The 13,282-nt window shown below is 36.8% G+C and carries 12 protein-coding genes, 1 pseudogene and 1 riboswitch; all 13 genes and pseudogenes read left to right on the forward strand.

All coding sequences use genetic code 11. The features are described 5' to 3' along the window. Positions 1 to 17 precede the first annotated feature (17 nt). The 13 genes and pseudogenes from HNQ85_RS03995 (at position 18) to nfsA (ending at position 13,182) form a co-directional block, all read left to right on the forward strand. Complete coding sequence (locus HNQ85_RS03995; protein WP_181536389.1) at positions 18 to 743, forward strand: ABC transporter permease; 726 nt, start codon at positions 18 to 20, stop codon at positions 741 to 743. Between the two features lie 210 nt (positions 744 to 953). Beyond that, positions 954 to 1,154, forward strand: a complete 201-nt coding sequence (locus HNQ85_RS04000; protein WP_181536391.1) for a cold-shock protein — start codon at positions 954 to 956, stop codon at positions 1,152 to 1,154. Between the two features lie 521 nt (positions 1,155 to 1,675). Then, a complete protein-coding gene (locus HNQ85_RS04005) occupies positions 1,676 to 2,560 on the forward strand; it encodes a sulfite exporter TauE/SafE family protein (RefSeq protein ID WP_181536393.1) in 885 nt (294 codons plus the stop codon). A 245-nt stretch (positions 2,561 to 2,805) separates the two neighbouring features. Further along, positions 2,806 to 3,414, forward strand: coding sequence for an NAD(P)H oxidoreductase (locus HNQ85_RS04010; protein ID WP_181536395.1), 609 nt, complete (start codon positions 2,806 to 2,808; stop codon positions 3,412 to 3,414). Between the two features lie 972 nt (positions 3,415 to 4,386). Next, on the forward strand, positions 4,387 to 4,788 hold the full coding sequence (locus HNQ85_RS04015) for a DoxX family protein (protein WP_181536397.1): 402 nt from the start codon (positions 4,387 to 4,389) through the stop codon (positions 4,786 to 4,788). A gap of 498 nt (positions 4,789 to 5,286) precedes the next feature. Continuing rightward, positions 5,287 to 5,430, forward strand: a riboswitch (cyclic di-AMP (ydaO/yuaA leader). A 167-nt stretch (positions 5,431 to 5,597) separates the two neighbouring features. Next, positions 5,598 to 7,433 carry an APC family permease gene (locus tag HNQ85_RS04020; RefSeq protein ID WP_181536399.1) on the forward strand — a complete coding sequence of 612 codons (1,836 nt, stop codon included), beginning with the start codon at positions 5,598 to 5,600 and terminating at the stop codon, positions 7,431 to 7,433. Between the two features lie 338 nt (positions 7,434 to 7,771). Then, a pseudogene (locus HNQ85_RS17775) lies at positions 7,772 to 7,954 on the forward strand (MerR family transcriptional regulator); the annotation flags it as partial. A 78-nt stretch (positions 7,955 to 8,032) separates the two neighbouring features. Further along, the gene (locus HNQ85_RS17520) at positions 8,033 to 8,188 is read left to right on the forward strand and encodes a hypothetical protein (protein WP_246326765.1); all 156 of its coding nucleotides are present in this window, start codon (positions 8,033 to 8,035) and stop codon (positions 8,186 to 8,188) included. 27 nt (positions 8,189 to 8,215) lie between these two features. Continuing rightward, the gene (locus HNQ85_RS04030; RefSeq protein WP_181536401.1) at positions 8,216 to 9,178 is read left to right on the forward strand and encodes a sporulation protein; all 963 of its coding nucleotides are present in this window, start codon (positions 8,216 to 8,218) and stop codon (positions 9,176 to 9,178) included. A 46-nt stretch (positions 9,179 to 9,224) separates the two neighbouring features. After that, positions 9,225 to 9,914 (forward strand): zinc metallopeptidase, encoded by a 690-nt coding sequence (locus HNQ85_RS04035; RefSeq protein ID WP_181536403.1) that lies wholly within the window; start codon positions 9,225 to 9,227, stop codon positions 9,912 to 9,914. Between the two features lie 76 nt (positions 9,915 to 9,990). Then, positions 9,991 to 11,325 (forward strand): hemolysin family protein, encoded by a 1,335-nt coding sequence (locus HNQ85_RS04040; protein WP_181536405.1) that lies wholly within the window; start codon positions 9,991 to 9,993, stop codon positions 11,323 to 11,325. A gap of 717 nt (positions 11,326 to 12,042) precedes the next feature. Continuing rightward, positions 12,043 to 12,222 carry a hypothetical protein gene (locus HNQ85_RS04045; protein WP_181536407.1) on the forward strand — a complete coding sequence of 60 codons (180 nt, stop codon included), beginning with the start codon at positions 12,043 to 12,045 and terminating at the stop codon, positions 12,220 to 12,222. 210 nt (positions 12,223 to 12,432) lie between these two features. Then, positions 12,433 to 13,182, forward strand: a complete 750-nt coding sequence (nfsA, locus tag HNQ85_RS04050; protein WP_181536409.1) for an oxygen-insensitive NADPH nitroreductase — start codon at positions 12,433 to 12,435, stop codon at positions 13,180 to 13,182. The last annotated feature ends 100 nt before the right edge of the window (positions 13,183 to 13,282 follow it).

Consider the following 13,282-nt stretch of genomic DNA (forward strand, 5'->3'; position numbering starts at 1 on the left):
TAGGAAGGGTGTTTCATTTGCAGGAAATTCATAATACTGCACTCTTGGCCATATTGTTGTTCATTTTTGTGCCCATTTTCGTTTCGTATAAACAAACATTACAATTAGAAAAAGACATCCTTTGGTCGTCATTAAGAGGGTTTGTCCAGTTATTATTGTTAGGTTATTTTATTTCATATATTTTTTCTTTTGAGCGGTGGTACGTCATTTTAGGTTATGTGTTTATCATGATCATAACAGCTTCTATGAGCGTCTCTAAAAGAGGAATAGAGTTCAAACGAACATTTTGGTTCGTGTTTTTAGGGATAACGGTGTCTGTAAGCTCCTCAATATGCTTGTGGCTCATGTTTCATGTTATCCCGTTTCAAGCTCAGTACATTATACCAGTTGCGGGGATGTTTTCAGGAACGGCAATGGTCGCTTCTGGCGTGGTATTAGAGTCGATGAAAAAAGAAGAAAACAAGGATGAAAAAGAAATAAAAAGAAATGCGATCAAAATCGCCATGATTCCAACTATTGATACATTAAAAACAATGGGACTTGTTCAAATTCCTGGTACAATGACGGGAATGATATTAGCTGGTGCAGAACCCGTAGCAGCTGTCAAATATCAAATATTTATTGTTTTTACACTCCTTGTCGTCGCGTCAATATCATCGATGATTGTTTGTATATTGAACTATCGAACCTTTTATAAATCGGATTTTATTAAGCAAGCTTATCCAAACAAACTATCAATTTAATCATATTCATTCTTGACTTTTAGGTTTGTAGGGGTTATAATAATTTAAATACCATTTATTTCGTTATATCGTGGATCTGCTATAAGTCGTACCTCATTTGAACTGTAGGCGATCTTATAAGGCCTTCAGTTCATGAGGGTGCGGCTTTTTATTTTTGTAATGAAGTAATGGAACAATGGTAAATCTTTTTTAGTTTCAGGAGGAACCAACATGAATACTGGTAAAGTAAAATGGTTTAATGCAGAAAAAGGATTTGGATTTATTGAAGTTGATGGCGGCAATGATGTATTTGTACATTTTTCGGCGATACAAGGGGAAGGGTTTAAAACGTTAGAAGAGGGCCAAACAGTGACTTTAGATATCGTCGAGGGCACCCGCGGACCTCAAGCAATCAACGTACGAATAAGCTAAAACCTAAAACAGAGTGATTATTGAACAGAAAAAGTGATGCCTCCAAAGCGGCATCACTTTTTCTGTTGAACAGGAAGTATTGAAAAACTGAAATTACACGGTCACGGTCTAGGAATTGCAAGGATAGAAAAGAGGAAGGAACTTCATTGTTTTAAGTTTTTCAATACTTTTTTCAAATCATAGCTAGTGGGTTGCTTTTTTATTTTTAAAACCCACTTGACAAATAGGATTAGTTGATATTAATGTAGAAATTAATAAAATTATTAAAAAATTCGAATATCTAGATGCTGATCAGACAAACTGAAGGCACTAAAATCGTTACACGTAAACGTAGCGGTTTAGTGCCCTTTTTGATGAAAGGGGGAAGCGTGAACTATATCGCTTTTGAAAAGTGAGGGCTTTCGTGTGGCTTAACACGCTAAGCTTTCGTTTTCGATTGGTAAAAAGTTTTGGACATTTAGAAGTGAGATCCTTTTAATTCTTGTTAAAAAATGAAACGATGTTGGAGGTTCTAGAAAAATATGAAAAAACTTATTGTTTTTGTGATGATTGGATTTATTGCTCAACTGATTGATGGTTCGCTTGGGATGGCTTATGGGGTGACTTCCACCACGTTGTTGCTCACCTTTGGTATTGCTCCAGCGGTAGCTTCGGCCTCCGTGCATTTAGCGGAAGTCGTGACAACAGCTGCTTCTGGTGTTTCTCATTTAAAATTTGGTAACGTTGATCGTCAGATGGTGTTAAGACTCATCCTTCCTGGTTCCATCGGGGCGTTTGTCGGGGCTTGTTTTTTAAGCAATCTTCCCGGCGACCTTATTAAGCCATATGTCTCACTTTTTCTATTGTCACTCGGTTTTTATATTATCTATCGGTTTCTCTTTCTTCGTTCACCACAAGAACAGGCAAATAGTAAAAAACTATCGAACATTCAACTGATTCCATTAGGTCTGATTGCCGGTTTCCTTGATTCTACAGGTGGAGGAGGATGGGGACCTATCGCCACTCCGATTCTTCTTACAAAAAGAGGAATTGAAACACGTAAGGTGATTGGTACAGTGGATACTTCTGAGTTCGCTGTTGCTGTTTCTGCGACACTTGGATTCTTTATTTCGTTAGGTTGGGAAGAGGTTAATTGGTTTTGGGTCGGAACGCTGATGCTAGGAGGACTAATAGCTGCACCGATTGCCGCATGGCTCGTTAAAATCATGCCATCTCATTTACTTGGCGTTCTCGTAGGGGGACTCATTATTTTAACAAATGTACGCACATTGTTACATTCCTGGGGAATTTCCGAAGATTTGCATACATCCGTGTATGTAGCGATCCTATTCGGATGGGGAGTCTCTTTATGGTGGGCGATTCGAAATCACCGAAAAACGCAATTACAAAATGATTTAGCTTCATAAGAATAAGAGTCCGCATGATTTTGGGGTTTGAATCAATAGAAAAGCCGCTCGTTATGATGAGCGGCTTTTCTATTGATGAAAGCAAAACCTAAAAAACATGTTTGAAGTTAAAGCAAGAGGAAGGAAGAATATTTAAAACCTTTGATACGCAACATAAACAAGAATCTTATTGTTTGATTGTGAATGAAGATAATGGTAAATTTCAAGGTAAAAAGTTGTTTAAAATCTGCTTAGGAGTTGGTTATATGAAAGTACTAACGATTGTCTCACATCCTAGAAGAGAATCCCTTACTTTTGCGATTACCGAACGCTTTGTTCAAGGGCTAAAAGATGCTGGACATGAAGTGGAAATTTTGGATTTGTACGGTGAGGAATTTAATCCGCTTCTTTACGAACAAGATGAACCTGATTGGGACGACCCGAATAAAACATATTCTCTACGTGTTCATGCAGAAATGGAAAGGTTAAAAAGAAACAATGGATTAGCGTTCATCTTTCCATTATGGTGGTATTCGTTACCAGCCATTACAAAAGGATATATAGACCGGGTATGGAATTATGGTTTTGCTTATGGGGGAGCGCGTCTTCCACATAAAAAGGTATTGTGGATTCCGCTTGTCGGGGAGACAGAAGCAAGTTTGAAAAAAAGAAATTTCGATACGATGATTTCCCATTATTTAAACGTTGGTTTAGCGGGCTATACAGGTATTCCACAATCTGAAGTGGCATTTCTGTATAATACGTTAGCTGAAGATATCGAAAACGAAGATGAAATCAAAAAGCATTACGACAGTCTGTTCAATCGGGCGTATGAGCTAGGGAATACATATAGCCACTCATTAACTGAAAAATAATCATGACGAGTCCCATGTCAAACTGATTCGAAATGATAATAACAGTTTTCCCGCTTATTACGTTGCAATTCTCGTGATGCCTCTTTTTCAATTTTTTTGAGCAGAGGGCAGCATGCTCTATTTGACCCCTTCAAACAATTGAAGGGGTCGTGTCAAGCAAATCACAAAAAACTCCTACGTTAAGATAGCCTTCCCCAAAAGAAAACAAGCTAGATTTGATGGAACCTTAGGTATTTGTTTTATGTTAAAAATAGGAATAGTCATTGATTTTAATAGTCTATAAAGAAGGGGTTCACTTTTTGTGATTGGGAGTTAGCTTGATTTTAGATGCTAGCTAGCTCATTTTACATAAGTTTTTATTATAGAAATATTTTTCAATTTTAATAGTTTTTGCTTATAACCCCATTGAACTATTGATTAACGGGATTTGTCTTGTCAACGGGGGAATAATTATGTCGCTAAATAATCAAAATTCATTACAATTATTATGGGTCTGATAAGGGCTTTGATGACTGCGTATTTTCACTTATATATAAAAACAAGTGTTTCATGCCCTCTTCCTTAATACCACATGTATACAAAAACACCGTACAATTGATTAAAAAGGCTGAAAATGAACGATTTTCAAAAGGGAGTTGGGCAAGCTTTTAGAATACCATTCATGTTAAAAAAATAAGTCGAATTTTTATTATTGACAAAATAGAATGCTAACTTTATAATTAATCTCGAATTAAAGATAATCGTAATCGAGATATTTTTGTTATGGACATGTAAAACAAGCAATATGTCCAGAGCATTAACAGATGATCTATGTTCAATGATAAAAAAAGGGGGGCTTAGCAGCAAAACAGAAGTTATGGTAAATCTCTTGATAAAAAGTTTTAATATGTAAAATTAGTTGATATTTTTTTAGGTATATATCTTGAATTAGAGATATATTAAATCTAAATTTATGAAAGGGAGATGTATAAAATGGGCTTAGGATTATTACTCATTCGTTTAGTGGTAGGTATCACTTTTATGGGGCACGGAGCTCAAAAGTTATTTGGTTGGTTTGGTGGTCATGGAATAAAAGGGACTGGTGGATTCTTTGAATCCATTGGGATAAAACCTGGAGTAACAATGGCTATATTAGCGGGGCTTGCAGAATTGATCGGTGGTGCAATGTTTGCTTTAGGATTACTTACTCCAATTGCTGCTCTTTTGATTGCTGGAACAATGTTTGTCGCGATTGTGAAAGTTCATGGTCCAAATGGTTATTGGATTACTCAAAACGGTTTTGAATATAATCTAATGTTAATCGCTGTTGCCATTGGGGTTTTATTAATAGGGCCGGGTCAATATTCACTTGATGCTGTCATTTTTGGTTCATAATAAACAAACGAAAGTATGAACATAAAAAATTAGGTAAAGTAAGTACAATGAAACTTAACTCCACCCTTTATTGTAACTGTTATAGTTACAATAAAGGGTGGACCACATGAAAAGTAGTACTCGTTTTACTGTAGCTGTACACACTTTCATATCGAAGACTTTTGATTCATCTTATACATATAACCCTTTTTATCTACAATTTCTGGTCCGAATGTGATTAAACTTCTGGCTGCACAAAAACTTCATCTAACAGAAGGCGATACCTTAAGATTGGGTATTACCTTTTTTTTGTTCCGCTAATGACTGAATTCACTGTCTCTTTTAGATATTTGGAAACAGATATTATAAATACATGAGCAAGAATGAAAAAGAAAACGAATAATATAACAAACTGCTGTCATATGGGGTTATTTTCGTTTTAAATCCGATTAAATTTCGATTTTTACGCCTTTACAATTTGTAATAGGCTAAGTAAGATAACTGCTATAATTGAATACATTGTTTGAATCGCTGAATCCTTGTAAGGAGCGGGGGAACCACTTTTGTAACGTTTTGTTACTTGGGGTGAATCCTTGAAAAAGGAGGGGCTACTCTCATGGTCCTAATCCGACAGCTAACCTCGTAAGCGTTTTGGGAGGAGTGTATTTATTTGACCACTGAGTACATCCTCAGTGGTTTTTTATGTACATAAAAGTACATATAGTTCATCATGCTAAAAGGGAGGAAAACGTAACCAAATACTTAAAGTGATATTATCAAATGAATTTTTATGATACGTTCAAATACGTTCAAGAAGGAGTATGATGAAAATGGCATATTTGAAACGGTTGTTAATCGGTTCACCCATGGAAACGAAACGATTGAAACATGAAAAATTGCCAAAGTGGAAAGCGTTGGCGGTATTCTCTTCAGATGCCTTATCTTCCGTAGCTTATGCAACAGAAGAAATATTATTAGTATTGATGATATTAGGAACAAGTGTCTTTTTTTATTCCTTGCCAATTGCCTTGGCGATTGTAGGACTATTAGTCATTGTGACCTTATCATACAGACAAATCATTTATGCTTTTCCATCAGGTGGTGGGGCTTATGTAGTTGCTAGAGACCACATAAATACCACCACAAGCTTAGTGGCAGGAGCAGCATTAATGATTGATTATGTTCTTACCGTTGCTGTTAGTATTAGCTCTGCCGTTGCAGCTCTTACTTCTGCCTTTCCAACCTTGCTTACTTGGAAAGTTGAAATAGCAATCGCTCTCGTATTAATGCTTATGATTTTAAATCTGCGTGGAATTACCGAGTCAGCAACCGTATTTGCCTATCCAACATATTTATTCATCATTTCGGTTCTTTTTCTTATTATTGTCGGTGGGTGGAAACTGTTGAACGAAGGATGGCATGGTTTTAATTATGCTAATCATGCTTCAGCTGAGCATTTCTTCACAACGGGATACGGTGTGTTTATTTTATTGAGAGCTTTTTCTTCTGGATGTTCGGCAATGACTGGAGTAGAGGCCATTAGCAATGGAGTACCTTCGTTTAAACCTGATAGTTCCAAAAACGCTGCTATTACAATGGGATGGATGTCATTATTGTTAGGAATCATGTTTCTGGGTATTACGATTTTAGCTGCAGGGTTCGGAGTGACTCCTTTAGAACATAAGACCGTTATTTCGCAAATTGGAAATCACGTCTTTGGCAATAGTGTACTATTTTATATTTTTCAGATGATTACCATGTTCATTTTAGTATTGGCTGCGAATACAAGTTTTGCCGGGTTTCCACAGCTTGTTTCCATTATTGCTACTGACCGTTATTTACCAAGAAGCCTAGCAGCACGTGGAGATCGTTTAGTGTTTTCAAATGGAATCATCCTTCTGAGTATTTTAGCCATTGTTTTAATTATCATATTTAATTGTGAAACCCATTCGCTGATCCCGTTGTATGCAGTTGGGGTATTTCTTTCCTTTACCATCGGGCAATACGGAATGATTAAAAAAATATGGAAAGAAAAAGCGAAACGGAATATGGCCACGTTGTCGATCATTATAACGGGAACGATGGCTACAGGATTAGTAACGATTATTACCGTTATCGCGAAATTTACGCAAGGTGCATGGTTAGTCATCGTGGCCATTCCATTAATGGTTGTCTTGTTTTATAAGATTCATGCCCATTATGAAAAATTAGCTCAACAATTAAAATTGGATGAACGTGATCGGACTGCAAAAAAAGAAATCGTGGCTCCGAAGGTGATCATACCCATTTCAGGGGTTAGCAAAGTAGTTGATCAATCTGTACAATATGCAAAAAGTATTTCAGACGATATCACAGCCATTACGATTGTCTTCACTGAAGAAGAGGAACAGAAAATACGGGAAAAATGGTTAAAGTGGTATCCGGAAATCGAACTAAAAGTTATTTATTCACCTTATCGGACCATTCTTTCTCCATTATTAGACTATATTAATGAAGTAGAAAAAGAAACAAAGGGAGCACCTGTTACGATACTCATGCCACAATTTATCGTCAAAAAATGGTGGCACACTTTACTTCATAATCAAACAGCGATTGTTTTAAGATTCTTTTTAATTCTAAAAAAAGATGTTGTCATTGCGACGCTTCCATACCATTTAAAAGAATAACAAAAACAGCTAATAATGAAGACGGAATTTTTCAAGAGCGTTCTTTAATAATGAATGTAGGAACGCTCTTTTTTATTAATCTTTCATTGGAAATTAATGTATAGAACTTGCGCAGGTACTGATGATCTTTATTATCTAAACCTAAAGATTTACGCTCTTTAGGTTTTTTTAATAATAATGAATCCGAATCGACAATGTATTCGTAGATATTTATAGAAACATATTTGTAACAAAAGAAATTAACACTATAACGTTTGACTGTACGGTTTTTTCACTATATAATTTCATTTAGAAACAAACAATGAATAGGGAGTGAGTTCATTGGGAAGTTCCTTAAAATTGGTGAACTTGCAGAATTAGCTGGCGTTTCCAAACGGACTATTGATTATTATACGCAATTAGGGTTACTCGAACCTGTTCGGTCTGAGACAAATTATCGCTATTATCCTGAAGAGAGTATCGAACATTTACAATTAATTAATGCATTAAAGAAACAACATCTGACTCTCGAGGAAATAAGGGAACGATTACAAATTATAAAAAATCAATCAGCTCCTGTGGATGAAATTATAGATAAAATTGAGCATCTTCAAGAACAAATGAAACATATTCAAGAAGAAGTGCTGGAATTAAAACCGTTACTCAAACAATTAAACGATCAACAATTAAAGCTAATGACAAAACCATTAGCACAACAAGGCTACACTTTGTTACACACATTAGCGATATTGCTTGGAGAAAATCCTTTTATTTAATCAATAGGTTTTAAAGGAGATGAAAGGATGTTTAGAAAATTTTTATCCAAACTTGGTATCGGTTCTGCCAATATTAACTTGATGTTGCATCATCCCCACGTTCGCTTGGGAGAAGCCATTAGTGGTGAATTTTTCATTGAAGGTGGAACAGTAGAGCAGCATATCAACAAAATTGATGTAGAACTTCGTCTAACATTAAATCAAAACGGTCAAGTATATACAAAAACAGTGGCGACAATCCCAGTCGCTTCTGCCTTTGTCATTCAAGCTGGCGAGAAAAAGGTGTTGCCTTTTACATATGAATTACCAAAAACTCTACCAGTGTCAAGACACGGCATTCGTTACACGTTTGTTACCCGTCTTGATATTACGGGCGGTGTCGATCATTTAGATGAAGATGCAGTGCAAATTCTTCCGCCATTACCACTAGAGAAAATCTTTGTTGCTTTTGAAAAATTAGGCTTCCGGGAAAAGGCGACGTCAGGAGCGCTAAAACCGTATGGCCAAGAATTTGAACTGTTTCCAACTGAACAATTTAGAGAGATTGTTCAAGAAGTTGAATTTGTTGCATCTTTAGAAGAAGATGGTATTCGTTTACTTCTTGAAGTAGATGTATATGCGGGAGCCTTTGGTTTACAAGAAAAAGAGTTAAAACGGGAAGTATTTTTCCCATATGCGGAAATAAACGATGTTAGCGTATTAGCTGATAAACTTCGTGAGATGATTCAAGAAATGATACAACAACCATATCTGTATACAGCTTCGTCCTATATGATTCATTCTTCCCATGTTCCTCATTCTCATGGACGAGGACATAGCATGATGGGAGCGATTGGCGGTTTTGCCGCAGGATTGTTCGCGGGAATGTTAGTAGAGGAGCTCGTAGATGATGTAGTGGAGGAAGCGTTTGGTTTTGAGGAGGAAATGGAAGAAACGGAAGATGGATTTTTTGATGATTTCTTCGGTGGAGAAGATGATGAAGAATTTTAATACTAGATGAAGTTTCTAATACTAATAGTAGTAAGGGGAGAATATAATGTTATTTCATCCGATGGATATTCTCATCTTTTTAGCATTTGCACTCTCACTTTGGGCACAATTTAAAGTAAAAGGTACATTCAATAAATGGGCGGAAGTCTATGCTAACTCGTCTCTTACTGGGGCTGAGGTAGCAAGAAAGATTCTCGATTCCAATGGTTTATATCATGTTCCTGTTGAATTAGTACCTGGTACATTAACGGACCATTATGATCCATTGTCACGTACTGTTCGATTATCTGAATCAGTTTATTATGGACGTTCTATCGCTGCTGTATCGGTAGCTGCGCATGAGGTTGGTCATGCGATCCAGCATCAACAGTCATACGGTGCGTTAGTTTTACGACATCGTATGTTTCCAGTAGTGAATTTCTCTTCTGGAATTGCTCCATTCCTACTGTTAGGAGGATTCCTGCTTCACCAAACTTCTCTCATTGGGCTTGGTATTATTCTGTTCTCAGCAGCTGTGGCGTTCCAATTAGTTACGCTGCCGGTAGAATTTAATGCTAGTTCTCGAGCTAAAAAGCTTCTTCTTGCGGAAGGATTTATCATGGGTGATGAAGTACGTGGAGTGAATAAGGTCTTAAATGCTGCTGCATTAACCTATGTAGCTGCCGCATTAATCTCTATGTTAGAGTTAATAAAGTTTATTATGATTTTCTTCCAAGGGAATAATGAGGAAGAATGACCTAATAAATTAAATGTATAGTAAAATTAACAGGAGGTGGATTCTCTAGTTGTTTGCATACAGCTAGAGAGCTTAATTGGAGATATTTAACTTACTAATGGTTGGCCTTTTAATTGCCTTAACAGCGTTCTTTGTTGCATCTGAATTCGCCATTGTCAAAGTACGCAGCACACGTATTGATCAACTCGTGGCAGAAGGAAATCGAAACGCCATGGCTGCAAAACGGGTCATCGGCAATTTAGATGAATATTTATCGGCTTGCCAGTTTGGCATTACCATCACCTCATTAGGGCTCGGTTGGCTCGGGGAACCAACCGTAGAACTTTTGCTTCATCCATTATTTGAACGAATAAATCTAAATGAATCTGTGGCGGCTTTTCTTTCCTTTGCGATTGCGTTTTCTACAATTACATTTTTGCATGTGGTCGTTGGAGAGTTAGCTCCGAAAACATTGGCGATTCAAAAAGCAGAAACCATTACTTTGTTATGTTCAAGGCCTCTAATCTTTTTCTACAAAATGATGTATCTGTTTATTTGGGCATTAAATAGAGCATCCCGTGTCATTACCGGATTATTTGGACTAAGACCGGCATCCGAACATGAAATCGCCCATTCAGAGGAAGAATTACGACTCATTTTGTCTGAAAGTTATAAGAGCGGAGAAATTAATCAGTCGGAATATAAATACGTAAACAATATTTTTGAGTTTGACAATCGGATCGCCAAAGAAATCATGGTACCGCGCACAGAAATTATCGCATTAGATAAAAACGATTCAATCTCGGACATTTTGGAAATTATGAAGCAAGAAAAATATACACGTTATCCTGTTATAGAAGGAGATAAAGACCATATCGTTGGAATGGTGAACATAAAAGAAATATTAACGGATTGTATTCAAAATCCACAAGTGATTGAAAAGAAAGTAGATGATTATATTCGCCCCATCATACAAGTAATTGAATCCATCCCTATCCATGACTTGCTCGTAAAAATGCAGCGTGAACGAGTTCATATGGCGATCTTAGTAGACGAATACGGAGGAACTGCAGGGCTTGTAACGGTTGAGGATATATTAGAAGAAATCGTCGGTGAGATTCAAGATGAGTTTGATATCGACGAAATTCCGATGATTCGTAAAGTGAACGAACACACAACGATTGTTGATGGAAAAGTATTAATTGAAGATGTAAATGACTTACTTGGAACAGATATCGATGATACCGATGTTGACACGATTGGCGGTTGGATTTTAACGGAGAAATTTGATATTCAACAAGGCGAGATTCTTTCCTACGGCGATTATGAATTTAAGGTATTAAAAATGGAAGGACACCATATCCAATTGGTTGAAATCACTAAACGTGCGAAAACTCCTTTACTTACCGTACACGAAGCGGCAACAAATTAAAACCGGCAGCTTATAACGGCTGCCGGTTATTTTTTGTAAAAGGATAAAACGTAAAGTTATTCTAATTGCCCCAACGACAAAGAATGTTAACAACTTTCCCAACTGCAGTCACTCCTTTCCAACCACTATACGAGTTGGAAAGGGAAATGTTTCAATCATATAATATTTTGGAACGTTGAAATAATGATAGTAGTTAATGATGATATATTCCTTTAACAATATTTTTTGTCCTAACGAAAGCAGTGAATAAGGTAGACACGTGAAACAGAGATAAATAGCTGAACCTAGGTAGCTACTTTTTGACTGATTAGCGTAGTATGTTGCTTCAAATGGATCTCAAACAGTGCAGTAGATTTTCGTTTGTGTCTTTTCCAGCATCTAATCATTCGCTAGAAGTTTTTATTTTCCCTCTTAAATTAATGCAAAAACAAATGATTCTTACGAATATTTTTACTATTCCTTTTTGTTATAATAATAATTAACTAGAAATTCATAAGCATTTGTGTAGGAGGTATAACCAGTTCATTTAAAATCAATAAAAATGTATCAAATGATGTACATATCTCTTGTTTTTTCCCTGAATCTATGGATTTCGACTATTTTCTGAACCATTTCCCTAGTCGGGCTGAAAAAATCATCCCTTCCTCATGTAAAAAGGAAATGAAGAACATGTAGCGAATATATGTTTTAATGATATGGTGAGGGGGATGACAAGAGATGAAAACGGTTCGGGTCATAAAAATCGTTTCCGATGATGAAACACTACTTCACTCATTAGACGAGTTGATGCGTGTCTTTTGTTCAGCCAAGCGATATGCGTTCAACCGTTTGCTGGAGGGAAGGAACGCCAAAGTCTGTTGGCTGAACCAATATCAAATTCAACTAAAGGAGGTGTAGACCTGGTTACTAAAATCGTTGTCGTGTACTGACCGATGGAAGGAATGGCGCGCGACATATGCCATCGCTAACAGCGAGCCACGGGTTGTCTTTCACAATAGGGGAGGCGCATTCCTGATGGAACTCAGGTGTTTCCTGAGCGGCAAGCAGTTTTGCTGGTTCCGCTACGATGTGTCGATTTTTATAGATTTTAGTAACCAGGATAAATAAATGAATCAAGTCATTGAAACGATTTTACAGCATCGTTCCATTCGAAAATTTGAGGCTCGTGCTTTATCCGATGAGCAAATTCGTACCATTGTCGAATGTGCTCAAGCAGCATCAACATCCAGCTTTATGCAAGCATATTCGATTATCGGAGTGAAAAATAAAGAGGTAAAACGAAAGCTTGCTGAGTTAGCTGGAAATCAATCATATGTAGAGAACAATGGTCATTTCTTCATATTTTGTGCGGATTTATATCGCCATGAGATGATCGGTGAAATGGAAAAAGTCGATTTATCTGCTACATTAGAAAGCACCGAAAAGTTTATGGTTGCGCTCATTGATACGGCATTGGCTGCGCAAAATGCTGTAATAGCGGCTGAATCAATGGGATTAGGAGTTTGTTATATTGGCGGTTTGCGGAACAATTTACCTGAAGTGTGTGAGCTATTAAAAGTTCCGAAACGGGTGATTCCGTTATTCGGAATTGCAGTCGGGTATCCAGCACAAAATCCTGATAAAAAACCGCGCTTACCTTTTCATCATGTTTACCATGAAGAAACATATCAGCAAGATCGCTCCAAATTAGAAGAGCAACTAAAACAATATAATGAAACGATTTCGTCCTATTATGAAAAGCGAACAAACGGGGAACGCCATGATACATGGACTGGACAAATGGCAAACATGCTTAGTAAACAGGTTAGAATGTATATGAAGGAATTTGTCGAAGGAAAAGGATTTAATTTAAAGTAGCCTCCTGAAAGGTGGATAAATGGAGCAGGCAGAAGAAGAGGTTTCTTCTGCCATTTATTTATAATTACATCAAAATACACTAGGTAAAACTAGAAGAAAT

Source organism: [Anoxybacillus] calidus (assembly GCF_013760845.1).
GTDB lineage: Bacteria > Bacillota > Bacilli > Bacillales > Anoxybacillaceae > Paranoxybacillus > Paranoxybacillus calidus.

Bases quoted from the DNA above. Each gene is read 5' to 3' on its own strand.
- HNQ85_RS04000 (WP_181536391.1), top strand. From the start codon at position 954: ATGAATACTGGTAAAGTAAAATGGTTTAATGCAGAAAAAGGATTTGGA.
- HNQ85_RS04005 (WP_181536393.1), top strand. From the start codon at position 1,676: ATGAAAAAACTTATTGTTTTTGTGATGATTGGATTTATTGCTCAACTG.
- HNQ85_RS04010 (WP_181536395.1), top strand. From the start codon at position 2,806: ATGAAAGTACTAACGATTGTCTCACATCCTAGAAGAGAATCCCTTACT.
- HNQ85_RS04015 (WP_181536397.1), top strand. From the start codon at position 4,387: ATGGGCTTAGGATTATTACTCATTCGTTTAGTGGTAGGTATCACTTTT.
- HNQ85_RS04020 (WP_181536399.1), top strand. From the start codon at position 5,598: ATGGCATATTTGAAACGGTTGTTAATCGGTTCACCCATGGAAACGAAA.
- HNQ85_RS17520 (WP_246326765.1), top strand. From the start codon at position 8,033: ATGAAACATATTCAAGAAGAAGTGCTGGAATTAAAACCGTTACTCAAA.
- HNQ85_RS04030 (WP_181536401.1), top strand. From the start codon at position 8,216: ATGTTTAGAAAATTTTTATCCAAACTTGGTATCGGTTCTGCCAATATT.
- HNQ85_RS04035 (WP_181536403.1), top strand. From the start codon at position 9,225: ATGTTATTTCATCCGATGGATATTCTCATCTTTTTAGCATTTGCACTC.
- HNQ85_RS04045 (WP_181536407.1), top strand. From the start codon at position 12,043: ATGAAAACGGTTCGGGTCATAAAAATCGTTTCCGATGATGAAACACTA.
- nfsA (WP_181536409.1), top strand. From the start codon at position 12,433: ATGAATCAAGTCATTGAAACGATTTTACAGCATCGTTCCATTCGAAAA.